Source organism: Rhodopseudomonas palustris (assembly GCF_013415845.1).
In the GTDB taxonomy this organism is placed as follows: Bacteria; Pseudomonadota; Alphaproteobacteria; order Rhizobiales; family Xanthobacteraceae; genus Rhodopseudomonas; species Rhodopseudomonas palustris_F.
Map to the genome: position 1 here is coordinate 2802261 of NZ_CP058907.1, position 26442 is coordinate 2828702.

The 26442-nt window shown below is 62.2% G+C and carries 21 protein-coding genes; 11 read left to right on the forward strand and 10 right to left on the reverse strand.

What is annotated here, in order from left to right:
* The first annotated feature begins 47 nt into the window (after nt 1–47).
* The 10 genes from HZF03_RS12800 to HZF03_RS12845 all read left to right on the forward strand — a co-directional run bounded on the left by HZF03_RS12800 (nt 48) and on the right by HZF03_RS12845 (nt 12695).
* Complete coding sequence (locus HZF03_RS12800; protein WP_234832236.1) at nt 48–1100, forward strand: amino acid ABC transporter permease; 1053 nt, start codon at nt 48–50, stop codon at nt 1098–1100.
* A 110-nt stretch (nt 1101–1210) separates the two neighbouring features.
* A complete protein-coding gene (locus HZF03_RS12805) occupies nt 1211–2179 on the forward strand; it encodes an amino acid ABC transporter permease (protein ID WP_234832235.1) in 969 nt (322 codons plus the stop codon).
* Nucleotides 2180–2646: 467 nt separating this feature from the next.
* The gene (locus HZF03_RS12810; RefSeq protein ID WP_119018520.1) at nt 2647–3675 is read left to right on the forward strand and encodes an ABC transporter substrate-binding protein; all 1029 of its coding nucleotides are present in this window, start codon (nt 2647–2649) and stop codon (nt 3673–3675) included.
* Between the two features lie 10 nt (nt 3676–3685).
* On the forward strand, nt 3686–4684 hold the full coding sequence (locus tag HZF03_RS12815; RefSeq protein WP_119018519.1) for an ABC transporter permease: 999 nt from the start codon (nt 3686–3688) through the stop codon (nt 4682–4684).
* Between the two features lie 68 nt (nt 4685–4752).
* Nucleotides 4753–5496: an ABC transporter ATP-binding protein gene (locus HZF03_RS12820; protein WP_420853860.1), complete on the forward strand. Its 744-nt coding sequence runs from the start codon at nt 4753–4755 to the stop codon at nt 5494–5496.
* 792 nt (nt 5497–6288) lie between these two features.
* Nucleotides 6289–7221, forward strand: coding sequence for a radical SAM protein (locus HZF03_RS12825; protein ID WP_234803385.1), 933 nt, complete (start codon nt 6289–6291; stop codon nt 7219–7221).
* A gap of 38 nt (nt 7222–7259) precedes the next feature.
* A complete protein-coding gene (locus HZF03_RS12830) occupies nt 7260–8129 on the forward strand; it encodes a nucleotide-binding protein (RefSeq protein WP_119018516.1) in 870 nt (289 codons plus the stop codon).
* 65 nt (nt 8130–8194) lie between these two features.
* Nucleotides 8195–9703, forward strand: a complete 1509-nt coding sequence (locus HZF03_RS12835; RefSeq protein WP_119018515.1) for a nitrogenase component 1 — start codon at nt 8195–8197, stop codon at nt 9701–9703.
* Between the two features lie 11 nt (nt 9704–9714).
* Nucleotides 9715–11097, forward strand: a complete 1383-nt coding sequence (locus tag HZF03_RS12840) for a nitrogenase component 1 (RefSeq protein ID WP_119018514.1) — start codon at nt 9715–9717, stop codon at nt 11095–11097.
* Between the two features lie 293 nt (nt 11098–11390).
* Nucleotides 11391–12695 (forward strand): NAD(P)/FAD-dependent oxidoreductase, encoded by a 1305-nt coding sequence (locus tag HZF03_RS12845; RefSeq protein WP_119018513.1) that lies wholly within the window; start codon nt 11391–11393, stop codon nt 12693–12695.
* A 47-nt stretch (nt 12696–12742) separates the two neighbouring features.
* Here the strand turns inward: HZF03_RS12845 and HZF03_RS12850 are convergent, their stop codons facing one another.
* Genes HZF03_RS12850 through HZF03_RS12860 form a run of 3 tightly spaced genes read right to left on the reverse strand, consistent with a single transcriptional unit; the run spans nt 12743 to nt 15545 of the window.
* Nucleotides 12743–13228 carry an L-2-amino-thiazoline-4-carboxylic acid hydrolase gene (locus tag HZF03_RS12850; protein ID WP_011158189.1) on the reverse strand — a complete coding sequence of 162 codons (486 nt, stop codon included), beginning with the start codon at nt 13226–13228 and terminating at the stop codon, nt 12743–12745.
* Nucleotides 13225–13947: a cysteine hydrolase family protein gene (locus HZF03_RS12855; RefSeq protein ID WP_011158190.1), complete on the reverse strand. Its 723-nt coding sequence runs from the start codon at nt 13945–13947 to the stop codon at nt 13225–13227. The genes HZF03_RS12850 and HZF03_RS12855 overlap by 4 nt, the downstream gene beginning before the upstream one ends.
* Entirely contained in the window at nt 13944–15545 is a 1602-nt protein-coding gene (locus HZF03_RS12860) for an ABC transporter substrate-binding protein (RefSeq protein WP_119018512.1), read from the reverse strand. The genes HZF03_RS12855 and HZF03_RS12860 overlap by 4 nt, the downstream gene beginning before the upstream one ends.
* 225 nt (nt 15546–15770) lie before the next feature.
* Between HZF03_RS12860 and HZF03_RS12865 the strand changes: the two genes are divergently transcribed.
* Nucleotides 15771–16661, forward strand: a complete 891-nt coding sequence (locus HZF03_RS12865) for a LysR substrate-binding domain-containing protein (protein ID WP_119018511.1) — start codon at nt 15771–15773, stop codon at nt 16659–16661.
* A gap of 61 nt (nt 16662–16722) precedes the next feature.
* On the opposite strand, the gene HZF03_RS12870 is transcribed toward HZF03_RS12865, so the two are convergent.
* The 7 genes from HZF03_RS12870 to HZF03_RS12900 all read right to left on the reverse strand — a co-directional run bounded on the left by HZF03_RS12870 (nt 16723) and on the right by HZF03_RS12900 (nt 26408).
* Nucleotides 16723–18345: an ABC transporter ATP-binding protein gene (locus tag HZF03_RS12870; RefSeq protein WP_119018510.1), complete on the reverse strand. Its 1623-nt coding sequence runs from the start codon at nt 18343–18345 to the stop codon at nt 16723–16725.
* The gene (locus HZF03_RS12875; RefSeq protein WP_011158194.1) at nt 18342–19172 is read right to left on the reverse strand and encodes an ABC transporter permease; all 831 of its coding nucleotides are present in this window, start codon (nt 19170–19172) and stop codon (nt 18342–18344) included. The genes HZF03_RS12870 and HZF03_RS12875 overlap by 4 nt, the downstream gene beginning before the upstream one ends.
* A gap of 4 nt (nt 19173–19176) precedes the next feature.
* Entirely contained in the window at nt 19177–20154 is a 978-nt protein-coding gene (locus tag HZF03_RS12880) for an ABC transporter permease (RefSeq protein WP_012496082.1), read from the reverse strand.
* Between the two features lie 24 nt (nt 20155–20178).
* Nucleotides 20179–21795 (reverse strand): ABC transporter substrate-binding protein, encoded by a 1617-nt coding sequence (locus tag HZF03_RS12885; protein ID WP_119018509.1) that lies wholly within the window; start codon nt 21793–21795, stop codon nt 20179–20181.
* A gap of 170 nt (nt 21796–21965) precedes the next feature.
* Entirely contained in the window at nt 21966–23132 is a 1167-nt protein-coding gene (locus HZF03_RS12890) for a M20 aminoacylase family protein (RefSeq protein ID WP_119018508.1), read from the reverse strand.
* A 29-nt stretch (nt 23133–23161) separates the two neighbouring features.
* The gene (locus HZF03_RS12895; protein WP_119018507.1) at nt 23162–23944 is read right to left on the reverse strand and encodes a VOC family protein; all 783 of its coding nucleotides are present in this window, start codon (nt 23942–23944) and stop codon (nt 23162–23164) included.
* A 634-nt stretch (nt 23945–24578) separates the two neighbouring features.
* Nucleotides 24579–26408: a TniQ family protein gene (locus tag HZF03_RS12900; protein WP_119018506.1), complete on the reverse strand. Its 1830-nt coding sequence runs from the start codon at nt 26406–26408 to the stop codon at nt 24579–24581.
* Nucleotides 26409–26442 lie beyond the last annotated feature (34 nt).

The following is a 26442-nucleotide window of genomic DNA, read 5'->3' on the forward strand; positions in this document are numbered from 1 at the left end:
CGACGCAACTCGCCGTCCTTGTCGCGGTCATTGTTCTCGTCGCCATTATGGGATCGAACATCGCCGCCACCATGGCGAGGATCGGTCTGACGCCCGGGTTCGGCTTTCTGGAGCGCGCAGCCAACTTCGAAATCGGCGAGAGCACGATCTCGTTTCGGGCCGGCGACAGCTACGCGCGCGCGATCGCCGTCGGCGTCCTCAACACCGCGAAGGTCGCGGTGTTGAGCTGCATACTCGCGACCGTGCTGGGTGTCGCGCTGGCGCTGATGCGGTTGGCAGGCCATCCGGTGCTGTCGGGTCTCGTCCGCTGGTCGATTGAGGTCGTGCGCAACACGCCGCTGCTGCTGCAACTGTTCTTTTGGATTGCGCTGGCCCACGCGCTGCCGCCACCGCGTCGCGCTGTGGTGTGGTTCGACTGCGTGTTCCTGACCAATCGCGGCGTCTATCTGCCGAGCGTCATCATTGCCGAGGGATCGTGGATGGCCATCACGGCGATCGCCGCGATTCTGCTCGGCTGGCTGGCGTTGCTGTGGCGGAGCCGAACGCGCGGTCCGCTGGCGTCGCTACCGCTCGGTCTGGTGGCGATACTCGCGCTCGCGGTCGTGATCTATGCCAGCGGCTTCCGAATTTCGCTGCATAGCCCGGCGGTGCAGGGATTCAACATTCAGGGTGGCACCAGCCTGACGCCGGAATTCGCCGCGTTGCTCGTCGGGCTGACGGTGAAGTTCGCTGCGATCTTCGCCGAAATCGTCCGCGCCGGCATCTTGTCGGTGCGTCGCGAGCAATGGGATGCGGCTCGAGCGCTTGGGCTGAGCGAATTCAAGATCGTCCGGCTGGTGGTGCTGCCGCAGGCGCTCCGCGTGATCACGCCGCTGGCGACCTCTTGCTATCTCGACGTCATCAAGGATTCCAGCCTCGCGGTCGCGATCGGCTATCCGGACCTGATGAACATCACCAACACCACCGCCAACACGACCGGGCAGGCGCTCGAGGCGTTGCTGATCGTGGTGGCGCTATATCTGACCCTGAACCTGTCGGTCTCTGCGGTGATGAACGTCTATAATGCGCGCGTCGCGATGCGGGGAGGGCGGCCGGCTTGAACGCGCTAGAGCTCCAGGAGACCATATCGCAGCGACGCAGCTTCGGCTGGCCGAAGCCGGTTGCTGCGCTGTTCGGCGGCTGGCGTCGCGCGCTGGTGACATTCGCTGTCTTGGCGCTGATCGTGTGGCTCGGGGTGCCGCTGCTGCGCTGGCTGCTGCTCGACGCGACGTGGCAAGGCAGCTCGGCCGAGTGCACGGCGCGGGGCGGCGCATGCTGGGCGTTCGTCGCTGCCAAACTGCGGTTCTTCCTGTTCGCGTTCTATCCCGCCGATGGACTGTGGCGCCCCGTCGTGGTGTGCGGGCTGCTGATCGCCCTGCTGCTCGCGAGCGCGATGCCGCGCCTGTGGAGCGCACGCCTCGTCGTGGCGTGGCCGGTCGTGATCGGTGTCTGTCTGGCGCTGATGAGCGGCCTGCCGGGCGGAAGTGTGGTGTCCTCCAACCAATGGGGCGGGCTTCCGATCACGTTGCTGGTGTGGATGATCTGTTTCACCACGTCGGTGCCGATCGCCGTGCTGCTGTCGCTGGCGCGGCGGTCCCGGATGCTGCTCGTGCGCTGGCTCGCCATCGGTTACATCGAACTGATGCGGGCGATCCCGATGGTCGCGATCCTGTACTTCGCCACGTTGATTTTGCCGATGGCGCTGCCGGGCAGCGTTCCGCTCGACAAACTGCCGCGTGCGATCATCATGGTCGCGCTGTTCTGGACCGCCTACGTCGCCGAGGTCGTGCGCGGCGGCCTGCAGGCCGTGCCGAAGGGACAGGAGGAAGCGGCGCTGGCACTCGGGTTGGGCTACTGGCGGGCGATGCGTCTCATCGTGCTGCCGCAGGCGCTGCGGGCCGTCGTTCCGGGCCTGGTCAATCTTGGCATCGGCTTTCTGCTCGCGACGTCGCTGCTCGCGGTCATCGGGATCATGGACATTCTGAGCGCGGCGAAGGCTGCGGCGGCCGATCCGGAGTGGCTCGGCTACTACAAGGAGTCGTTCCTGGTGGTGGCGCTCGTCTATTTCGTCATGGGCTATGGCGGCTCGCGCTACAGCCTCTGGCTGGAGCGGCGGCTCGGCTCATCCAGCGGGCGCTGATCACTCTCGATCGGCTCGGCGAATGTCGTTTCGCCTCATGGCTCGCAGTATCACTGCCGGCGAACGCTTGCTGCCTCGGTAGCGAGACCAACCGTATGCCGGTCTATTCGGCCAATCATCTCTCTATCTTGCTACGGTACTCCAATGCGGGTGCGGATTTCATGGAACGGTCACGAGCAAAATACGACTATCACAACTCACCACGCGATATGAACATTGCATCGATTATTAGTGCAGTAGTTCCCGTGTTGCTATTTTTGTCACCGTCTCGACAGTCGTTGTGGTCGCCTGCATCATTGACGAGCGCGCACGTTCGCGGTCGGGGAATAGCAACAAGTGAATAGCATTTCCTCGCGCTGATCCTACGCCGCTGCGAGCCGGACTGATTCATTTGGTTGGTCATGGGGCCAACTCGATCCGATCGAGCTGAATTTGCTATTTTTCGTTTGAAACATCGGAGGCGTTTGATGGCGCAATCGAAGAAGGTTGGCGGTCTGTCCCGGCGTCATTTGCTCAAGACGACCGGCGCCGCGGGGCTGGTCGTTTCGGCCGGTGCGTTGGCTGGAAAAATCTATTCGCCTGCGGTCGCTGCACCTGCACCCAAGATCCGCCTGGCCTGGACGGAGGTCGCAGCCTGCCATTCGCCACTCGGTTTCGGTGTGGCCAAGGGGCTGTATGCGAAGCACAATGTCGACGTCGAGCTGTTCTATCAGGGGGCCAGCGGGCAGACCCTGATCCAGGCTCTCGCGACCGGCAAGGCCGATGTCGGAGCGGGGCTGATCGGCGATTGGCTGAAGCCTCTGGAGCAGGGTTTCGACGTCAAGCTGTTCGTCGGCTCGCATGGCGGCTGCCAGCGTCTGCTGGCCTCGCCGGCGTCGGGCATCAAGGACATTGCCGGCGTCAAGGGCAAGACGATCGCCAGCTACGATGTCGTGTCGCCGCCAAAGGTCGCGTTCCAGGTCACGCTCGCGAAGGCAGGCATCGATCCGGAGAATGACGTCACGTGGAAGGTCGTTCCATTCGATCTGGTCGGTGAGGCGGTCAACCGCGGCGACGCCGACATTGCGGCTCATCTCGACCCGTGGGCGTTCTCGATCGAGAAAAAGTTCGGGCTCACCAAGATCGCAGACACCCAGACGGGCGTGTACGAAGGGCACACCTGCTGCGTGCTGGGCGCAAACGGCGCCTTCCTAAAGGCTAACAAAGACGCTCTCCGACGTTTGGCGATTGCGAACATCGAAGTGCACGACTACGTCGCGGATCATGCCGACGAAGCCGCGCAATGGTATTTGGACGCATTGAAGCCTGCGGGGCTGACGCATGCGGAACTGACCGAGATCCTCGGTTCGTTCGTCCTGCACAATCATCCGATTGGACAGCCGTTGGTCGATCAGATCCAGAAAAGTTCGGAGGATTTGAAGCTCGTCAAAGTCCTCGATTCCAGCACGGATCCGAAAGCGTTTGCCGAGCGTGTGACCGTCAATCTGCTGGCTTGAGGGCGCAGCTATGACCGATGCCATTCAGGCCGCCGGGGACGAGGCGGTCGTCGGCCACGTCGCTGCGGTCAACGGCCTCTGGCGGGACGGGCTGCTCGCCGCCGCAGCTTGGCTCGCCGCTGCACTCGTCACAATCGGGCTACCCGACGTCGTCCCTTGGGGAAGTGTATCGCTGTTCGCGTGGATCACCGCCGGTGTCGCGGCGATATTCCTCACCCTGTCGGTCATCGTGCATCGGCTCGGACGTGCAGGGGAGGTGCTGGTCCACTACGGTCCATGGGTGATCGTCGTAGGCATATGGCTGGCAGTCTGGGAGTTGACGACGGCGAAGTTCGGTTGGCTGCCTAAGCCGTTCTTTTCACCGCCTCACGGACTTCTCAATGTTTACGTCACCGACGGGGCCCGGCTGCTGATCTGCATCGGCTATACGCTTCGGTTTTGGGCCTTGGGATTCCTGTCGGGCATCGTGGTCGGTTACGGCGTCGGGGTCGCCCTCGGATGGTCGCGGCGGTTCAGCTATTGGGGCATGCCGCTGCTGAAGCTGATCGGACCGGTTCCGGCCACTGCGTGGATTCCCTGCACCTTCTACTTCTTTCCCACCACGTTCGGCGCGAGCATCTTCATCGTAGCGCTGGCGTCCGGAATTCCGGTGGCGATCCTCACCGCATCGGGTGTGGGGTCCGTGAACCGCGCCTATTACGATGTCGGGCGCATTCTCGGCGCGGACAGCCGCTATCTCATTCGTCGCGTCGCGATCCCGGCGGCAATGCCCCACGTCTTCGTGGGTCTGTTCATGGCCCTGTACTATTCCTTCGCTGTTTTGGTCGTGGCTGAGATGCTCGGCGCCAAATACGGGCTCGGCTGGTACATCCAATTCCAAACGGCCTATTCGGGCTATGCCAATGTCTACGCCGCGCTGTTGATCATGGCGCTGCTCTGCGCCGGGATTATTCGTCTGCTGTTCGTGGTGCGAGATCGCCTGTTGAATTGGCAGGAGGGTTTCATCTGATGGCCGATCTTGTGCTGGTTCACTCCGCCTCTCCAAAGACGATCCCGGCTGACGTCGGCAGCGACGGGATGGCGCTCGAGATCCGAGGCGTCAGCCACCGTTTCAAGCTGTCTGGAACGAGCTTGCCGGTCCTCGACACGATCGATCTGGACGTCGCTCCGGGAGACTTCGTCGCGTTGCTCGGCCCCTCGGGCTGCGGAAAGTCGACATTGCTGCGCCTGATCGCGGGCCTCGAACCACCGTCGAGCGGTACGATCTTCGCTGACGGAGAGCGCGTGACTGCGCCGGACCCATCCCGCAATCTGGTGTTTCAGGATCCGACCCTGTTCCCGTGGGCGAACGTGTGGAGCAATGTGGCGACTGGGCTCGAAGCAAGAGGCGTTCTCAAGCTGCAGCGCTCCCGGGTTGCTGAAGCACTGGCACTGGTCGGCCTTGATGGCTTCGAAACGGCTTATCCGCATCAGCTATCCGGCGGCATGGCGCAACGGGCGTCCTTGGCACGCGCGTTGGTCAACGATCCGTTGCTGCTGCTGTTGGATGAACCGCTCGGCAAGCTCGACTCGCTCACGCGGTTGACGTTGCAGGACGAGCTGGTGCGGCTGTGGCAAAAGAAGAGGTTCACCGCAATTCTGGTCACGCACGATGTCGAGGAGGCGCTGTTACTCGCCTCCCGCATTCTGGTGTTCGGCGAAAGACCTGCGCGGATCAAAGCACAATTTCTGTTCGACGAACCCTATCCCCGACACCGCGATGATCCGGTGCTGGTCGACCTGCGCCGCCAAATCCTCAGCACGCTAGGTGTTGCGACGTGATCCGATGACCATGGTCGGCCGCGCATTGTTGGCTCTCGGAGCGTTGATGCTGATCAGCGCAGTGGGATGGTGGTGGATCACGTTTGGCGATGTCGTAAGGTTCTCGTACTTGAGTGCCTCGGAGGCCGCAACCTGCCTCGTCGGCAACTCGTCGGTGTGCGAACTCGCTCGCTCCCTATGTCGCGCGTCGCATCCGTCGGTCGTCGCGAGCTATTGGTGGGGAACGTTCTGGATCGGCGTCGCGACGACGTCCGCCAGTCTCACGGCGACAACGCCACGTTCGCAGTAGTGGGCGCGTGAGCCGCGCTGCGCTGCTTGCGACGCGACGTCGAAACCGCGTTGTAGGAATCGACGCAAGCGTCGCCAACGACATATCTCGCGCAAAGCGGTTAGCACGTACCGATTGCAATCAGCCATAGTCGCAAATTCGCCTGTCCTCGTTTTTCAGAGAACGATGCGGATGTGACTTGTCAGACTATGAAAGCCAATCCTCGCAAGAATACGGTAATTCACACAGCTATGAGTTGTTAGTCGAGGCCGCCGATAACGTGACGGTCGCGGCGATCGAGGATGGCGGAGAGGAACTGTGATGAGAGTGTCGGTGACACGAGGCGCGCCTATGGGGGAGGTCGTGTTGCTGACGAATGTGGTGAAAGAAGCCGCGCGACCGGCAGCGTCGGCATTCGTTCGCATTGGTCGTTCTGGTCATGGCAGTGCCGCCGTTGAGCAGCGGAGAAACGTCGCCCTTCGTTGCGCTGGTGTGCGATGTGCCGGCCTGGAGCGTCGGGCATCGTGACCGAGACCGGCCAAAACTGTGCGGCCCAGGCAATGCGGATGGCCGCGACGGCACCGGCATTTCCGGAGCTAGAAGGTCGACATCCTTGTTTCAGCACGACGGCTGAGGGGCACGCGCGCGCGGCGCGCCTCCATCTGCCGGTGAGTCCGGGGTGCAATATCGATTGCGCATTCTGTATTCGTGACTTCAATCGGCGCGATCAGCGTCCCGGTGTCGCGACACGTTTGCTGACGCCTGAGCAGGCTGTGGCCATTGTCGCGAGGGCGCTCGAGCTCTGTCCGTCCATCAACGTGGTCGGCATCGCCGGGCCTGGTGATCCGCTGGCGACGCCACATGCGCTTCAGACGTTCGCATTGGTCCGCGAGCGTTGGCCTGAGTTGGTCCTCTGCCTATCGACCAATGGTCTCATGCTGCCGGACCGCATCGATGAGATTGCGGGGCTCGGGATTTCGACGCTGACGGTAACGGTCAACGCGGTCGATCCGCAGATCCAAGCGCAGGTGACGCCAAAGATCGCCTGGCAACGGAAGCGATTGAACGGCGTCGTCGCCGGCGAGCGACTGATCGCCAATCAACTGGAGGGGATTGCCCGCGCCGCCGCGCACGGTCTGACGGTCAAAGTCAACACCGTGCTCATTCCGACGGTCAACGATCATCACATCGAAACCATCGCCGAGCGCGTCGCGGCGGCCGGCGCGAATCTCATCAACATCATTCCGCTGATCCCGCAGCACGGCTTCGCGCATCTGAAGCCGCCCGGAATGCTCATGCGATACGCGGCTCGTACCGCGGCGGAGAAGTATCTGCGGGTGTTCACCCATTGCCAACGGTGCAGGGCCGATGCCTGCGGCATTCCCGGCGTCAGCGATTACGCCCAGCAACTCTATGGTGACGACATCGTCGCCGAACCGACCTTTTCGCACGGCTGAGGTCGATTTCTTCCTGACACAACCTGGAGACACGGCATATGGCGAAACAACTCAAGCAGATTGCGATCTACGGCAAGGGCGGCATCGGGAAATCGACCACGACTTCCAACATCAGCGCCGCGCTTGCAGAGGCCGGCTATAAAGTCATGCAGTTCGGTGCCGACCCGAAGGCGGACTCGACCAACACGCTCCGTGGCGGAGAGTACATTCCGTCGGTGCTCGATCTTCTCGCCGAGCGTCGCCGCGTAGACGCCTATGAGGCGATATTTCAAGGCTTTGGTGGCATCTATTGCGTCGAGGCCGGAGGCCCGCAACCGGGCGTGGGCTGCGCGGGGCGGGGCATCATTACTGCCGTTGAACTGCTCAAGCAGCAACGTGTCTTCGAAGAGCTGGACCTCGACATCGTGATCTACGACGTGCTCGGCGACGTCGTGTGCGGCGGCTTCGCGGTGCCGGTGCGCGAAGGCATCGCGGAGCACGTGTTCACGGTGTCGTCATCCGACTTCATGGCCATCTATGCGGCCAATAATCTGTTTCGCGGCATTGAGCGGTTTTCGAACTCGGGTGGTGCGCTGCTCGGCGGCATCATCGCCAACTCGATCAACACCGACTTCCAGCGCGAGGTGATCGACGATTTTGCGGCGCACACCGATACGCCGATCGTGCAGTACGTTCCGCGTTCGCTGACGGTGACCCAGGCTGAGCTCAGCGGGCGGACGACCATCGAGGCGGCGCCGCAATCGGCGCAAGCCGACGTCTATCGGCAGCTGGCGCGCCGGATTGCCGAACACACCGAGTCGAAGGTGCCGACGCCGCTGAATCCGCCGCAGCTTCGCGAATGGTCCGCTCGCTGGGCTGACCATCTGGTTGCTGCCGAACGGGCCGAGGCGGAACGGCAGGTGGCCTGATCTCGGCTGCGGCGGCATTCGCGCAAGGGTGCCGCAGACAATTCCTCCAGCTTTAGAGGCGCAGAATGGTTCTGAATCTGAAGACATCGAGCGTCGAGACCCGCGAGCAACGGCTCGGCACCATCATCGGATGGGATGGTACCGCCTCGAAGCTGGCCGACGAGTCGGCGTTTTCGCGCGGCGACTGTGGCGGATGCGGAACGAAGGCGCGACGGGTTTGCGAGCTTGAAGGGCCGTTCACGCAGGGCTCGGTCTGCAGCGAGCAAATGGTGGAGTGTCAGGCGGGCAATATCCGGGACGCGGTCCTGATCCAGCATTCGCCGATCGGCTGCGGGGCGGGGCAGGTGATCTATAATTCGATCTATCGCAACGGTCTGGCGATGCGTGGATTGCCGGTCCAGAACATTCGGTTCATCTCGACCAATCTGCGCGAACGCGACATGGTCTATGGGGGCGCCGAGAAGCTGGCAGAAGCGATCCGGCTCGCAGTTGAACGCCACCAACCCAAGGCGGTGTTCATCGCGACGTCCTGCGCCAGCGGAATCATCGGCGATGACATCGAGAGCGTTGCACGGACGGCCGAAGCCGAGTTCGGCATCCCGATCATCCCGCTGCATTGCGAAGGCTTCAAATCCAAGCACTGGTCGACCGGATTCGACGCGACCCAGCACGGCATCTTGCGACAGATCGTGCGCCGCAATCCGGAGAAGCGCCAGGACGATCTGATCAACGTGATCAATCTCTGGGGCACCGACGTATTCAGCCCGATGCTCGGCGAACTCGGCCTTCGTGTGAATTATGTGGTCGACATGGCGACGGTCGAGGAACTCGCCCAGATGTCGGAGGCGCGCGCAACGGTCAGCTTTTGCTACACGCTCGGCACCTATCTGGCGACGGCGCTGGAGCAAGAATTCGGCGTCGAGCAGATCAAGGCGCCACAACCCTATGGGTTTGCCGGGACGGATGCGTGGCTGCGTGAGCTCGCCCGTGTCACAGGCCGCGAGGCGCAAGCCGAGGACTACATCGCCCGCGAGCATGCACGGGTCAAGCCGCTGCTCGATGAGCTGCGGCCAAAATTGAAAGGCCTCAAGGGCTATGTGGCCACCGGCTCGGCCTATTCTCACGGCCTGATTGGGGTGCTTCGCGAGATCGGGGTGGAGGTCGATGGCTCCTTGGTGTTCCACCACGATCCGGTCTACGACAGCGAGGACCCCAGGCAGGACTCGCTCGGCCATCTGATCGAGAATTATGGCGACGTTCGCCACTTCACCGTGGGCAATCGGCAGCAGTACCAGTTCTACAATCTGCTTCAGCGGGTGAAGCCGGACTTCATCATCATCCGGCACAACGGCCTGGCGCCACTTGCCGCTCGCCTTGGAATTCCCGCCATTCCGCTCGGCGATGAGCACCATGCCTTGGGTTATCAAGGCATGGTGAATCTCGGGGAATCGATCCTGGCCGCGCTCCAGCATCGCAAATTCCATAAGGATATCGCGAAGCGGGTGAGCCTTCCGTACAAACAATCCTGGCTGGCGCAGAAGGATCCGTTCGCGCTCGCGCGAGCCGCCTCGTAAAGGGACACATCATGGCTATCCTCGCCCTCAAGTCGCGACCGACGGAAATCACGCCTGATGCCGACAAGTCGGGTGCGATCGAACTGGTGCGCTATGTGTGCGCAATCGGCGCGATGCAGACCGCTGCGGCGATCCCCAGGGTGGTGCCCATCACGCATTGCGGGCCGGGCTGTGCCGACAAGCAGTACATGAACCTCACTTTCTACAACGGCTTTCAAGGCAGCGGTTATGGTGGTGGGCCGGTCGTCCCGAGTACCAATGCATCGCAGCGCGAGGTGATTTTCGGCGGCGCGGACCGTTTGCGTGAATTGATCGAATCTTCGCAGCTGGTCTTGGATGCTGATTTGTTTGTCGTGCTCACCGGCTGTATTCCGGACCTCGTCGGCGACGACGTCGGGTCAGTGGTACGTGATTTTCAGAAGCGCGGTGTTCCGATCGTTTATGCCGAGACCGGAGGATTTCGCGGCAACAATTTCACCGGCCATGAGGCGGTGACGCACGCGATCATCGAACAGTATCTCGGTCCCTGGGACGGCGTGCGGGAGCAGGGGACGGTGAATCTCTGGTCGCTGCTGCCATATCAGAACACGTTCTGGCGGGGCGACCTCGAGGAGATCAAGAGGCTGCTGGAGGGCATTGGTCTGAAGGTCAGTGTCTTGTTTGGCCCGGATTCCGAGGGGCTCAGCGAGTGGCGCAATATCCCGCGCGCGCAGTTCAATTTGGTGCTGTCGCCCTGGCTCGGATTGTCGACGGCCGAGCTGCTCGCTCGCCGTTACGAGCAGCCTTATCTGCACATTCCCGTCGTTCCGATCGGCGCGCGGGAGAGCGGAGCATTCTTGCGGAAGGTGGCCGCATTCGCCGGCATCCCGGCCGATGTTGTCGAGGCGTTCATCGCCAAGGAGGAAAAGCGATACTACAACTACATCGATGGATTTACCGATTTCTATTCAGAGTATTGGTGGGGCCTGCCGGCGCGCTTTGCGGTGATCGGTGACAGTGCCTACAATCTTGCGCTGACGAAATTTCTCGTGACGCAGCTTGGATTGATTCCGGCCAAGCAGATCGTGACCGAAGATCCGCCAGTTGAGCATCGCGAGGCAATTCAGGCCGAATTCCGCGCGATCGATGAGGACGTCTCGGTGGACGTGGAGTTTGTCGAAGACAGCTACACCATTCACCAAGCGCTCAGGAATGCCGACTTCGGCCACAAGCCGCCGATCATCTTCGGAACGACGTGGGAGCGCGATCTGGTCAAGGAGATGAAAGGGTCATTGATCGAAGTCGGATTTCCGGCCTCGTATGAGGTCGTGTTGTCGAGGAGTTACGTCGGCTACCGCGGCGCCTTGGCGCTTCTCGAACGCATCTACAGCACGGTTGTCAGCCACAGCGCGTAGCGTCGGCGAACCCCGTGAGGTGGCTCCGAAGGATCCCATGTCGTGGCGCCGTGGGGGCCGAAGACGTCCCTGCGCAAGCGGGGCTCGTTGCGCTGTGATCGTCAGACGGGACAGCCCAACGCCCATCAGAGGCGGGTGGACCGGGAATGCGGCGCTCGAGGCGCGCGATGGCGCATGACTGGATGCCTGCTGTCCCAAGGCTGGCGATACCGGTAGAATAGACGGACCGCCTCCCGGCAAAATACAATCCGCCAGAACCGCCCCTTGTCCGTCGATCACCGGAAGCAATTGATATGAGAACGACCGAAGTCTCCTGGCCGAAATCACTCTGGCACGCGGTGACTGGCCCCGGAGCAGAGTTGCCGGTCTTGCATGGCGCGGAGGAGGCCGATGTGGTGGTGATCGGTGGCGGCTTCAGCGGGCTGTCGACGGCGCTGCATCTGCGCGAGGCCGGCGTCGATGTCGCGGTCGTCGAGGCGGCGGAGCCCGGCTGGGGTGCGTCCGGCCGCAACAATGGCCAGGTGATTCCGACATTGTCGCGGCCCGACCCGGAGGACATCGTCGCCAAACACGGTGCGGCGGGCGAGCGGCTGGTCGGGCTGATCCGCGACAGCGCGTCGATCCTGTTCGATGTCGCGAGGCGCCACGGCATCGACGCCGAGCAGGAGCAGAACGGCTGGGTGCAGCCCGTGCATTCGCCCGGCCGCATCAAGATCGCCGAGCGACGGTTCCGGCAATGGTCGAAATTCGGCGCGCCGGTCGAGTTGCTGTCCCGCGAGCAAGTGCGCGACATGCTCGGTTCCGAAGCTTGGTTCGGCGGTTTCTGGAACAGGACCGGAGGCCACGTCAATCCGCTGGCGCTGGCGCGCGGACTAGCGCGCGCCGTGCTGGCGCAAGGCGGCCGTATCTTCGCGCGCTCGCCGGCAGTGAGCATTGAGCGCCGCGGCGATCGCTGGATCGTCAAGACCGCCCAAGGCGAGATCAGCGGCCGGGCGCTGGTGGTCGCCAGCAACGCCTACACCGGTGAATTTTCCAAGACGTTGGCGCCGGCGATTGCCAGCGAGGTCATGCCGGTACGGTCGTGGCAGATGGCGACGCAGCCGCTGAGCGACAATGTACGCAAGACCATCATCCCGGGGCGGCAGGCGATGTCCGACACCCATGGCGAGTTGATTTTCGGACGGTTCGACGCGCGCAACCGCTTCGTCACCGGCGGCGCCATCATCCGGCCGTTCAACCAGGTCGCGACGCTGAAGGCGCGGGTCGGCAAGCGGCTGCAGAGACTGTGGCCGCAGATCGGCGAGGTGCGGTTCGACTACGTCTGGAACGGCTTTATCGGCATGACGACCGACTACCTGCCGCACATCCACCGCCTCGGCCCCAACGCCTACGGTTGGACTGGCTGCAACGGCCGCGGCGTGGCGCTGTCGGTCGCGCTCGGCCGCGAATTGTCCAAGGCCGTCCGCGGCGTGACGGATGGCGAGCTGGCGCTACCCTTCACCGAGCCGACGCCGATTCCCGCGAACGAACTGCTGCGTCCGTTCGCGCCGCTGATGATGGTGCTGTACCGGCACCGGGACGCCAAGGAGATCGGCTGACGAGGCGCTGCGAGGCGCGGAAGAACCTCTTCGGCCGCGCCGGCCGATTACGTCTTTGCGTCGGCTTTGACTTCGTATCGGAAGTCGCAACACGCGCCGCCCGACATCAAGGTACGCGTGCGGGTCAGCTCGACACGGGGATCATAGCCTTCGATGAAGCCGTGGTCGCGGTTGCAGGATAGCAGGTGTCCGATCTCCGCCAGCCCCATCTCGCGATACATCTCGGCATAGCGGCAACGATGCACGTCGTAGCTAAAGCCGCCGTCGTCCGCGCGTAGAACCTCGACCTCCAGCGCGTCGTCCTGGGTCCACAATTTTTGTAGCTCCGCGAAGCTGCGGATGTCCGCTCCGCCCGGCACGCGGGCCGCAAAGTCGCGGCCGGCCTCGACCGCGGTCTTGGCAATGGCCTCGCCGATCAACGATTGAGCCTGCTCTTTACCGAGATGCGCACATAGCGTCTCGTAGATCGGCTTGATGACGCCGGCCTCGATGCGCCGGCGAGCAAGGATGCCGAGTTCCTGGTCCGCACTCATGAAGAAGCCACCTCCGCGACTGGCAGTCGCTTCAGCGCCTCGAGCAGAGCCGGACTCTCGGCGACCGCGCCGAACACGCCGCTTTTCTTGATCAGCAACTGGATCGCCGCCTCGTGCACCGCCTCGAAACAGGCGCCGGTGCCGTCCGCCAGCGTCAGGCAGTCGAAACCGCGATCGAGCGCCTCGCGCACATTGGTGTGGATGCAGCAATCGGTGGTGAGCCCAGTCAGGATCAGGTTCGTGATACCGCGCTCCCGCAGATATTTCTCGATGCCGGTGAAGCCGAAGGCGCCGTAGGACGGCTTGTCGAACACCGGCTCTCCGTCCTGCGGCGCGAGTTCCGGGATGATCTGCCAGCACTCGGCACCCTCGATCAGGTAGCGTCCCTTGGGACCCTCGTCGCCGACCGCTACGCCCTTGCCGTCAATGCCGCGCCAGAGTCGATGCGGCTGGACGTCCGAAAGGTCTGGCTTGAAGGTCTCGCGGGTATGGATCACCGGCATGCCGACCGCGCGGCAGGCTGCCAGGACACGGGCGATCACGGGGATCGGTCGCTGCAGGGCTGTGAGGTCGAAGCCGAACTGGTGCATGTAGCCACCCTCGGCGCAGAAATCGCCCTGGACATCGATGACCAGCAGGGCGGTGTTGTGCGTCGTCAGCGGGCCGTGCAGCGGAAACGGGTAGGGGGTGGAGTTGAGTTTCAACGGGACGTTGCTCATTTCTGCACCCACAGGTCATACCAGCTGCTGGAAGGCCAGCGCGGGGTGTTGCGGTCATTGCGCAGCTTCTTGTTCGTGACCGTAATGAATTCGCGGTCGGTCGCCATCCAGACCGGAACCTCGGTGTTGGCCAGCTTGACGAATTCGGCATAGAGCCGCTTGCGTGCCTGCGGATCGAGCTCGATTGCGGCCTTGTCGATCACCCGATCGATCTCGGCATCCTGCCAGCCCCATTGGTTCGTCCAGGGCGCTCCCTTGGTGGCGCCGGAGCGATACCAGACCGTGGTGCTGACCGCCGGGTCGCTCCTGTACTGGTGCCGTCCGGTTGCGAGGTCGAAATTCCAGTCGCGGTACACGTCTGACAAGAAGCCGGCCGCATCACGCGGCACGATCTCGACCTGAATGCCGACCTCCGTCAGCGACTGCTGGATGAAGGTTGCGAAGGAGCTGACGTCCTCGCCCCACGGTGCAGGTAGCAGTCGCAGCTTGAAGCGTTGCCCGTTGGTGCGCGGATATCCAGCCTCGTCCAGCAGCTTATTGGCGAGCGCGACGTCGTATTTCAGATCCGGCGCGCCTGCGACGAAGAAGTCGGATGACTGAGGGATCGGGCCCTGGCCGCGCTTGCCGAAGCCATAGAGCAGGTTCTCGATGAAGAAGTCGGTATTGATGGCGTGTATGATGGCGCGCCGGACGCGAATATCCGCCAGCTCCTTGCGGCGGAAGTTGAACTCCACCGTATTCTGCACCGCGTTGCCTTCGTTGCCCTTGGTGGAGACGATGAAATCCTTGTGCTCGCGCAGACGATTGATGTCCGACAAAGTCAACGACGTGTAGGCGCTGAGGTCCACCGAGCCGGTTTCCAGCGCCATCGCCGCAGCGGTCTTGTCGGGAATGAACTTCCACACGATGCGATCGAGATAGGGGAAGCCCTTGCGCCAGTAGTCCGGGTTGCGCTCGGCGATGATGTACTGACCGCGCTCGTATTTCACGAATTTGAACGGGCCGGTACCGATCGGCTCGATGTTCGCCGGGTTTTCGAGAATGTTGGTGCCGTCATAGATATGCTTCGGCGCGATATATCCCAGGTCGGGCAAAGCGCGCAGCAGCAGGTCCAGCGGCATCGGTTCAGAATACTGGAACACGGCCGTGAGCGGGTCCGGCGTATCGACCGCTTGCAGGCTCTTCTGCAAGGTCGACCCGTAGTTCAGGTACTTCTTCCAGAGCTCCATCGCGGTGTACTGAACATCTGCAGATGTGAACGGCTTGCCGTCATGCCATTTGACGTTCTCACGCAGGTTGAACGTGATCGTCTTGCCGTCGGCTGATGTTTTCCAGGCCGTCGCCAATACGCCGACCGGCTGGCCTTTATCGTCCAGATCCACCAGTGGCTCGACGATCTTGCTACCGACTAGGTAGACATCGACCGATGCTCGGATCGCAGGATTCAGAACCCGCTGCTCGGCATTCATGTGGACGTTCAAGACACCTCCCCGCAAAGGAGTGTCCTGCGCATGAACGATGTGGGGCTGGGTGACGGCGAGGGCGGCAAAAGCGACCGAGGAGAGGAAGGCGCGTCGGGAGAGGTGCTGCATCTTCATGGTTTCGGCTCCGTTCAGCGGATGCGGTGTTCGTGCGGCCAGCAGAGTCTCGACGTAGACGGTGCGCTAGCCGGGGCGGGCGGGCTCAACAGACGCGGAGAAGGAATTACTCTCTCCGATCATCTTTGTAGTTGAATTTTTCTCACATAAATCAAGGATATATCTGGAATTTCAGCCGTCAATAGCTGATAATTATGAGAATAATTCAATATATGAAGAGTCAAGATGATCGAACGCGACGAGCCCCCATTGACCTCGGTGCGAGCCTTCGAAGCTGTCGCACGGCTCGGCGGCGCCACCGCTGCCGCCCGTGAGCTGGGGGTTTCGCCTTCGGCGATCAGCCATCAACTTGCCGTGCTCGATGACTTCATGGGGCAGCCGCTCACGCGGCGTCAGGGGCGTGGCCTCGTCCTGACCGACGCAGGTCGTGAGTATTTTCGCTCGGTTCGCACCGCGTTCGCCGTCCTACGCGGCGCAACCGATCAACTTCGGGAGGGCAGCCGGAGTACGCAGGTTCGGCTCGGCGTCATCCCGCTGTTCGCCCGGGCCTGGCTGTTCCGTCACATCCATGAGTTTTTGGATCGGAATCCAGACATCGATCTAAACATCTCCTACACCCACCATCGCAACTACGTCAGCGATTCAGCGGATCTGTCGGTTCGGTTCGGCGAGGGCAGTTGGAAGGGCTACAAGGCTCATCGGATTTTATCCGGCGCAATCGCGCTGTATTGCAGCCGGGCGTTCCTGGCTCGACATCGGGAAGCGGCAACCGATCCGAAATTGCTTCAGAACTATGCTCTGATTCACGATCAGGACTTCGGCGGCTGGCAGCAATGGTGGGATCTGCACAACGTCGAGGGGGAGCCCAGCACCGGGCTGCTGGTGGAGGACGGCAATCTCGCCTTGCAGGCGGCGCTGGATGGCCTGGGCATCGCTTTGCTGCGTCCTTCCCTCGTCGATGTCTTCGTCGACGAAGGCGGGCTGTCACGCCTCTTCGACCATCAGCTTGAAGATGGCCGAGACTATTACCTCTGTCACCTCGTTGAGCAGCCGTTGTCCGAGGCAGAAGAACGCCTTGTCAGTTGGCTTATCGATCGTTGTCGGCATTCCAGCTAGTGGACCCCATCCACGTGGAGGTGGTGTCTTCCGGCAGGCAACGATCTGATCCGCAGCTCGACTAGGTCAGCCCGTGGCAGCGCGCAAAATCTCCGCCCGGGATCGAGGCGAGCAGGGCTTGCGTGTAGGGGTGCTGCGGGGCGTTGAAGACGTCACCGGCGGGGCCGTGCTCGACGACTACGCCGTCCTTCATTACGGCGACGAGGTCGCAGATCTGCGCGGCGACGCGCAGGTCGTGGGTGATGAAGATAATCGACAGCCCAAGTTGCTCGCGCAAGTCGGTCAACAGCTTGAGAACCTGCGCCTGCACCGAAACGTCGAGCGCCGATACGGCTTCATCCGCGATCAGCACGTCGGGCTTCAGCGCCAGCGCGCGGGCGAGGCCGATCCGCTGGCGCTGACCGCCGGAGAATTCGTGCGGCAGCCGGTCGCCGGCGGCGGGATCCAGCCCGACCAGTTCGAACAGTTTGCGCGCCTCGGCGATTGCCTGCTTGCGCGGCGTGCCGTGGATGATCGGGCCTTGCGCGACCAAGTCCTCGGCCTTGTGCCGCGGATTGAGCGAGGCGAACGGGTCCTGAAACACCATCTGCATGTGGCGCGTTTCGCGCCGCACCTGCTCGCGCGGCATCGTCGCCCAGTCACGGCCGTCGAGCAGGATCGAGCCCGCGTCCGGATCGAGCAGACGGATGATGCAGCGCGCCAGCGTCGACTTGCCGGAGCCGCTCTCGCCAACGATGCCGAGCGTCGCTCCCTTCGGCAATTTCAGCGAGACGTTCTTCACCGCGTCGGTGACGCGCGCGCCGCGGCCGAGAAAGCCACCGGTGCGGAACGTCTTCGACACGTTGTCGATGCTCAGGATCGTGTCGCTGCCGAACGGACGCGGCGGCGGGGCGGTCAGCGGCGGCACCGCCGCAATCAGTTGCCGCGTATAAGCATGCTGCGGCCGATTCAGCACGTTATCGGCCTTGCCCTGTTCGACGATGACGCCGTGCTGCATCACCACGACGCGATCGGCGATCTCGGCGACGACGCCGAAATCATGGGTGATGAACAGCACCGCAGTGTTGCGCCGGCTTTGTAGTTCGCGGATCAGAGTGAGGATCTGCGCTTGTGTGGTGACGTCGAGCGCAGTCGTTGGCTCGTCGGCGATCAGCAGCTTGGGATCGAGCGCGAGCGCCATCGCGATCATGGCGCGCTGGCGCTGGCCGCCGGAGAGTTCGTGCGGATATGCGCCGGCGGCACGCGCCGGATCGGGAATGCGCACGTCGGTCAGCAGCGCAAGCACCTTGGACTTGATGTCTCGCTTCGACAGATCGGTGTGGATCGAGAACATCTCGCCGATCTGATCTCCGATGGTGCGCAGCGGATTGAGCGCGGTCATCGGCTCCTGAAAAACCATGGCGATGCCTGCGCCGCGAACATTGCGCATCTCCGCGGCGCTGGCCTGCGCAAGGTCGCGGCCTTCGAACAGCACGCGGCCGCCGTCGAGCGTGACGCCGCCGGGTAGGAGCTGCATCACGGCGTTCGCCATGATCGATTTGCCGGAGCCGGATTCGCCGACCACACAAAGGATTTCGCCTGCGGCGATCGTCAGCGATGCGTCGCGCACGGCATGGCTGCGGTCGGCGCCGGCGGGCAGTCGGACGCTGACTTTGTCGAGCGTGAGAACTGCGGGCGCGGTCATCGGCCCTTCAGCCTCGGGTTGAGCGCGTCGTTGAGGCCCTGGCCGACCAGCGACACCGCCAGCACGGTGATCAAAATGGCGATGCCGGGGATCGCGGCGACGTACCACTGCACGCGCAACACGTCGCGGCCGAGCCCGATCAGATTGCCCCAAGAGGCGACATTCGGATCGGACAGACGCAGGAAGGCCAGCGCGCTCTCGAGCAGGATCGCCACCGCCATCACCACGCTGGCATAGACGATCACCGGCGGCAGCGCGTTTGGCAGGATCTCGCCGAGGATCAGTTGCAGGTCCTTCATGCCCAGCGTTCGGCCTGCTTGCACGAATTCACGATTGCGCAGGCTGAGGAATTCAGCACGCGTCAGCCGTGCCGGCGCCGGCCACGACACGATGCCGACCGCGATCGTGACCGTGGTCAGCGTCGATCCGAACACCGCGACCAGCACCAGCAGCAGCACAAAGTTCGGCAGAGTCTGGAATGCCTCTGTAATTCGCATCAGGACAGTGTCGACCCAGCCGCCGAAATAGCCCGCGAAAGCGCCGATCAGCACTCCGATCAGAATTGCGATCACCGTGGCGGCGCCGCCGATCAGCAGCGCGATCCGCGCACCATGGAAGATCTGGGCGGCGATGTCGCGGCCGGAGTTGTCGGTGCCGAGCAAGAAACGCGGATTACTGAATGGCCAGATCAGGGGGCGGCCGGCCAACGCCAAGGGGTCGCGCGGATAGATCCAGCCGGCGCTGATCGCCATGCCAATGATCAGCAGCAACAGGATCAGGCCGACGATAGCGGCCGGGCTGCGGAAGTAGCGTTTGAGCGTATCCATCGCGTCAAGCCCCCGCCGAGATGCGCGGGTCGAGGCGGGCGTAGAGCAGGTCGACCAGGAAGTTGACGGCGATCACCAGGAGCGCCGAGACGAATACGATACCAAGCAGAGTATTGAGGTCACGTTGCACGACCGATTCATATGCAAGCCGGCCGAGGCCCGGCAGCGAGAATACGCTCTCGACGACCACCGAGCCGCCCAGCATGGTGCCAGCCTGCAGGCCGATCAGAGTCACCATCGGCAGCAGCGCGTTGCGGAGCACGTGGCGGACGACGACGCGGGTCTCGTCGAGTCCCTTGGCGCGCGCGGTGCGGACGAAATCGAGATTGAGCACTTCGAGCATTGAGGCCCGCATGATGCGCAAGTAGATCGCCAGGAAGATCAGCCCAAGCGTCAGCGCCGGGAGCACCAGATGTGCCGCGATATCGAGCGTTCGCGCGAGGCCGGTCGCCGCTTGGCCGATGTCCTCGAAGCCGCCTGCCGGCAGCCACTGCAGATAGACCGAGAACACCACGATTGCCATCAGCCCGAACCAGAACGAGGGCGTCGCGTAGAAGATCAGGCCGAGCGTCGAAATCAGCGTGTCCGGCCACTTGTTGACGCCACGTGCGGCGACCACGCCAAGCACGAGGCCAGCAAAGAACGCGAACGAGAGCGACGCGGTCATCAGCAGCAGCGTCGGCGGCAGCCGTTCGAGGATCACGCTCGCGACCGGCTTGCCGTAGATCGACGAGAAGCCGAGATCGAACCGCACCAGCCGCCACAGATAGTGGCCAAGCTGCATCGGGATCGACAGATCGAGCCCGTAGAACTGACGAAGTTCGCGCGCGGTCGCGGCGTCGCCGCCGCCCATCTGTGCCATCATCGCGTCGACGGTGTCGCCCGGCGCGAATTGCAGGAGCAGGAAGATGCCGATCAGGATGAGAAACAAGGTCGGGATCGAGGCGGCGAGCCGCCGCCCCGCGAGGTTCAGGATACGCATGCAGCTATACTGGCGGAGTTGGCGCTATTCGGCCAGCCAAAGATCGTGCCAGGTCGATGACGCCCAGCGTGGCGTATTGGAGTGATTGCGCGCCTTCGCAGTGATCACCGTGACGAATAATTGCTCAATTGGCATCCAGATCGGCAGCTCGGTATTGGCTCGGGTGACGAAGTCGGCATACAGCGCCTTGCGCTTGGCAGGATCGACTTCGGTCGCGGCGTCGTCGATGATCTTGTCGATCGCCGGGTCTTCCCAGCCCCACTGGTTGGTCCAGGGCGCGCCCTTCGGTTGACCGTAGCGATACCACACCGTGGTCGAGACCGCGGGATCGTTGCGATACTGATGCCAGCCGGTGGCGAGATCGAACGCGTGCTCGTCATAGACCTGCTTGAGAAAGCCGCCGCCGTCGTTGCGCACCACTTCGACCTGGATGCCGACCTCGCCCAGCGACTGCTGGATGAAGGTCGCCCACAGCGAGATATCCTCGCCCCACGGCGCGGGCAGCAGCCGCAAGGACAGCCGGTTGCCGCCGGCGCCGGGCTTCAGCCCGGCCTCGTCGAGCAGGGCGATCGCCTTCTGCTTGTCATAGGGATATTGCGGCGTGTTCGGGCCCGGATAGAAGTCCGCCGAGGTTGAAGGGATCGGACCGGTGCCGAGCTTGGCGAAGTCGCCGAGGAAGTTCTCGATGAAGAACGGGACGTTGATGGCGTGTGCGATGGCGCGGCGGACGCGGATGTCCGACAGCTCCTTGCGGCGGAAGTTGAACTCGATGGTGTTGGTCCGGGCGTTGCCTTCGTTGCCCTTGGTGGAGACGATGAAGCGCTTGTCCTTACCGAGCCGAGCCATGTCGGAGATCGTCAGGCCCGAGAACGGGCTGAGCTGCAGCCCGCCGGCTTCGAGCTGGGCCGCGGCCGCGGCGCGGTCGGTGATCACCTTCCAGACGATGCGATCGAGATAGGGGGCGTTCGGCCGCCAATAATTGTCGTTGCGGTCGGCGATGATGTACTGGCCGCGCTCGTATTTGTTGAACTTGAACGGGCCGGTGCCGACCGGCGCCAGGTTGGCCGGATTCTGGCGGATGTCGCCGGTCTCGTAGATGTGCTTGGCCGAGACGTAGCCAAGATCCGGCAGCGCGCGCAGCAGCAGGTTCAGTGGCATCGGCCGCTCATAGCGGAAGATCGCGGTTTGCGGATCGGGCGTGTCGACCGCGGTGAGGAACAGCTGCAGGGTCGATCCGTAGTTGAGGATCTTCTTCCACATATTCATCGCCGTGAAGGCGACGTCCTCGGAGGTGAACGGCTTGCCGTCGTGCCAGGTCACGCCCTTGCGCAGCTTGAAGGTGATGGTCTTGCCGTCGGGCGTGGATTCCCAGCTTTCCGCCAGCACACCGACCGGGTTGCCGGCCGCGTCGAGGTCGACCAGCGGTTCCTGGATCTTGCCGCCGATGATGTAGACGCCGGTTGAGGCCTGCAGGCTCGGATTGAGCTGTCGCTGTTCGGCACCATAATGGACGTTGAACACGCCACCCTTGCGCGGCGTCTCCTGGGCGAAGGCGCGCATCGGGTTGATCACATTGGCGGCGATCGCGGCCGACGTCAGTAGCGCAGTGCGGCGGCTAATCTCGATCCGCGAGAGGGGCATCGCTTCTCCTGGAATGCTTGTGATTGCGGTGCAAAACGGCTGGCGGTCCGGGACGATACTTTGTGAGGCACGTTCAAACCATGCTGATTTTCCCGTTCTCTGGGTGATTTCGTTCCATCGATTGCGGTCGCCGCAGGTTTATTGTTTCATTGATTACGGAAATGCGCTGCTCACAAAGGCAGCGCGCGCTCCACCAGCTTGGACCAGTAGGCGATGCCATAAGGAATCGCAGCATCGGCAAAATCGTAGCGCGGGTGATGCAGCCCAGCGCTGTCACCATTGCCGAGAAAGATCAGCGCGCCTGGGCGCTGTTCGAGCATGTAGGAAAAGTCCTCGGCGCCCATCATCGGGGCAAGATCGCGATCGACCTGGTCGTTGCCGGCGATGGCAGCGGCCGTATCCGCGGCAAAATCCGTTTGTTCAGCGTGGTTGCAGGTCACCGGATAGCCGCGCTCGTAAGTGACCCGGGCCGTCGCCCCATGAGCCTGGGCAATCAGCGTTGAGAGCTCCGCGATGCGGGCCTCCAGCCGGTCACGAACCTTGCCATCGAGCGCGCGTGCTGTGCCGACCAGATTGGCCTTCTGCGGGATGACGTTGAATGCCGAGCCGGCATGGAAGTTGGTGATCGAGACAACCGCGGAAGCGAGCGGGTCAAGCGTTCGAGATACGATCGTCTGCAGCGCGGTGACAATCTGCGCCCCGACCATAACTGGATCAATCGAATACTGCGGCCGTGCGGCGTGACCTCCGATGCCTTCGATCTCGATTTCGACGCGGTCGGTCGATGCCATGACCGCGCCCGTGCGCGTGGCGAACTGCCCGATCGGAAGGCCGGGCTTGTTGTGCATGCCATAGACCTCGTCGATCGGGAAACGGCTGAACAGACCGTCCTCGATCATCGCCTTGGCGCCGGCGCCGCCTTCCTCGGCCGGCTGGAAGATGAACGCCACCGAGCCGTTGAAGTCCCGCGTGGCGGCCAGATGCTTGGCTGCGCCGAGCAGCATTGCGGTGCGACCATCATGGCCGCAAGCGTGCATTCGGCCGGGCGTCTGCGATGCGTAAGCGACGCCGGTGTCTTCCTCGATTGGAAGCGCGTCCATGTCGGCGCGGAGGCCAATAGCGCGATTGGCGCTACGACCCCGACCATGCACCAGGCCGACAACGCCGGTTCGTCCCAGCCCCGTCACCACCTCGTCGCACCCGAACTGACGCAGCAGATCGGCGACCAAAGCCGAGGTGCGGTCGAGGTCGTACATAAGTTCCGGATGAGCGTGGATGTCTCGGCGCCAGACGATCGCGTCTTCCGCGATGGTGGTGATGCGGGGATCGATGGTCATGCTGTGATGATCTCCTTAGTGCGGACTGGTCAGCCGATGAATTCGAGCGGCGCGCCGTGCGACAGCGTGATGTCGAGCGTCGTCGGAGGAGCGCCTTTCAGCCCGATCGCGAACGGGCTTTCGCCGCGTGATTTGAGGTGTGCGGCGACACGCTGACCGGCCGGACCTTCGGCAGTGGGTGTGATCAGGGTGATGGCGCTACGATCCGCGGGAAGATGCGCGATGCGGACGCCCAGTCCAGGCAACGCATGGACGTCGGCAGCAGGTTCTCCAAACAGTGCCGCGTACCGACCGACACTCCGGTCGATATCCGTGACCGCAACAACCACCGAACCGATGCCCAGAGCGCCATTGGCGTGCTGCCGCACGGCGCCCTCGGGAACGCGCAAGTCCCGCGGCGTGACGTCGCCGCAGAAGAACGGGGTATCGCTCTGCTTCGAGCGTGCCGTCTTCCAAATCAGCCGCTCTCCATCGGGCCGCTCTCGTCCGCCGTCTTCCGGATTCTCGAAGTCCAGACCGCGAGACTGCGCCGCTGCGACGTCCGCATCGATATTGCGCGGCAGCAGCGCGTAGTCGACGAGGCCCGGGCCGGAGCGGTCGAGCACCTGCCACCAACGGAAGTCGGGTGCGGGACGGTCGAAGGCAATCAGTTCGAAATACGAACCATCGCCGAACACAACCAATGCGTTGCGCGAACCCCGTCCAGGATGCTCGCCGCCGGCCTCCACGGTGAAGCCGAGGCGGCGATAGTCGGCAATGGCCTCGTCGAGATTGGCGACGGCGACGACGACGTGATCGATCTGAAATCCCATTTCACTCCCTCTCGAGGCATGCTCGTGCGCAATAGCCGAAATCTCTGGCTAGTGGCGTCGATCGTCTGACCGCCGACAGAAGGCGTGGCCAAACGTCTGAACGAGACGACGGAGCAATATGGCGGGATTCAGGTGTGCCGCAAGGGCGAAGCGCGCGCCCCGGCGGCATCCGTGATGCCACGGGCGGTGCGGCTTCCGGCTCGAAGGGCGGCTGGTTGCTATCGCGTCAACGGAAATTTTGGAGAGCGAGGGGTAGGCGGTCGAATGCTGTCCCGAAGGATTTTTGAATCAGCTCAGGCCAACAAATGACAATCTGAACACTCGCAAGCGAGAGCGGAGCCGGAGCGGTCGCTTCACAACCGCCGTCCAGCTCCATTTCATTGAGCAAATGCGATCACCAAAGGCTCTCTGCCTTGGCTGCATCTCACTTGGCCAAACCTGTCGGTTGTCGTGCTCAGTGTGGTGGAACATCTAAGTTGTCCAGTGTTGCATTATAAGTCTTTGAAACTTCACGCGTTTTATCGAGCGACATTCACTGAGATGACCATCAAACTACATCTAGTTTGACCGCCATTCGTTCTGTTAGGCCAAAAAAAAGCTCCCTGTCGGGAGCTTTGGGGACGCTTCTCGCAGTCTATGATTGCAGATCTAATCGCTTATAGAATGTGGTGTCCAAACCGATAGTTTCCTCGGCAGGGTGAATCCCTCTATCGGCCAGAATCGCCTTAAGTTTCAGGTGATGATCCAGTTTCAGCTGCCGGGCTAGATTGAATAGAGTTGTGTACTCTGCATCAAAACGTTCAAGCTCTGAAGGAGCGATGCGGAGACTCGGACGGTTGTTGACCGGATGCAGTTTGGAGGATGCTTTGAGAAGATTGCGCTTGATGAGTTCGCGAACAACCATAGGATGGATGTGTAGCTTCGCGCTAACCTCGGCGACAGTCATTCCGTCCAGATGCGGAAGACAGAAAGCATCAATAACGTCCTGAGGGTGGACGATCAGGGATGCAAGTCCACGCAGATCTTCCCGATACCCGATCCAACGGAGTTTGCGGTCTAGGATGATCTGGATGATGGCGGTGGCTGAAGCACGACAGTGAAATGAAGCTCGGCTGATTGACATTGCGGCTTCAGAACCTGGACCGGCTGGAACCGCGTCCAAGAACATCCGCTCCAAAAACCTGTCCAATTCAGCTTTTGAAAAACGGTACCCCTGCACTCCTGTGCTGGCACGGTAGCGTCGGACGAAGCCCTCATGGATTAGGTTCTCCATAAGGTTTTTAGGTACATTGAGGTATCTCTCGGCGTTCGCTTGGGTCAATCCTAAAACCTCGTTCCGGACGAGATCCTCAGCTTCGGCAGCGTCAAAAACCGCGTCGCGATCAACGCAGCCAGGGCAGGGCAACATGCCTCCGGTCGTTAGAACCTTTACAACGCGTTTGTTGCTGACCTTGAAAAGCCTCGAAAGCGTTAGGACAGAGTGGAGCTTCCGAACCTGAACAGGTTTGTGAAACAGGAAGTCGCCGGGACCATATGGGAACCTGGTAACGATGTGGTCAGCAACAACTTTGACTAAGGGCAAAAAGGCGGTCTCCTTCGAATACGCAGATAAGCGCGCATGGAGTCGCCCGTAGATCGTCGAGGGTCCCAGGGTGCGATCGCGCTGGAAAGTTTTTGAGCGTGAGAACTCTTTCTGAACACGATCCAAAAATGCGCCCAGCCCATGAGCGCCGCCCCTGAAAATCTCAAAGCCGGCGTTTCCGGCGGCATAGAAGTCAGCGTCGCTCAGGTCTCTGGGAGGGCTTCCGTTGCCGAACAGCGAGAAGGTGCCGAACAGCTGTGCTGCCTGTTCTGCGGCGAAGAAGTCGAGGTTGTCGAGCCAACAATTGGTCTGCCTGCCCTTCAACCTATCTAGAAGATAGGCCTCAAAATGGGACGGCGAGCGACGCGTGGCTCCATCAATAAGCTCGTGTAGCTTCGGTTCTAGCGAAGCGACCGACCAATTCTGTCGATCCCATTGGGAAAGTCGCTCGGCCGCAGTGACAAGCGCCAAGTTGTGCTTTTCACAGGTCCCGATCGATTTCAGCGCCCATTGAACGCGACGGTACATCGCAGTGGCGGGAGGCAAATCAGACCGCTCGATGTCTTGCCTTAAGCACTCCGGGCACACGACGATGCGAGCACAACGGAGGGAGTGAATGTCCAACATCTGGCCTTTTAGCAGATATCTCGCGCCCTCTTTAATAAGTCCGTTTTCGGCCAGTTCGGACAAAGAGATCCCGCTAACGTCGGCAAGACGAGCGGTTGCATTTGGGCAACCGCTCAACAGACGCTCAAAGTTAAATCCCATGTCTAGCGAGAATGCTCGCACGTCCACGAAGTTGCGGGCAGCGAGACGAATTGCATATTGGGCCGGTGGCTCATCCGGCATGATTGGTAGTCGAAGTGCAAGAGGAGAAAACATTCTCTTCAATTCCGTTTCGCGGTCTTGTAATACG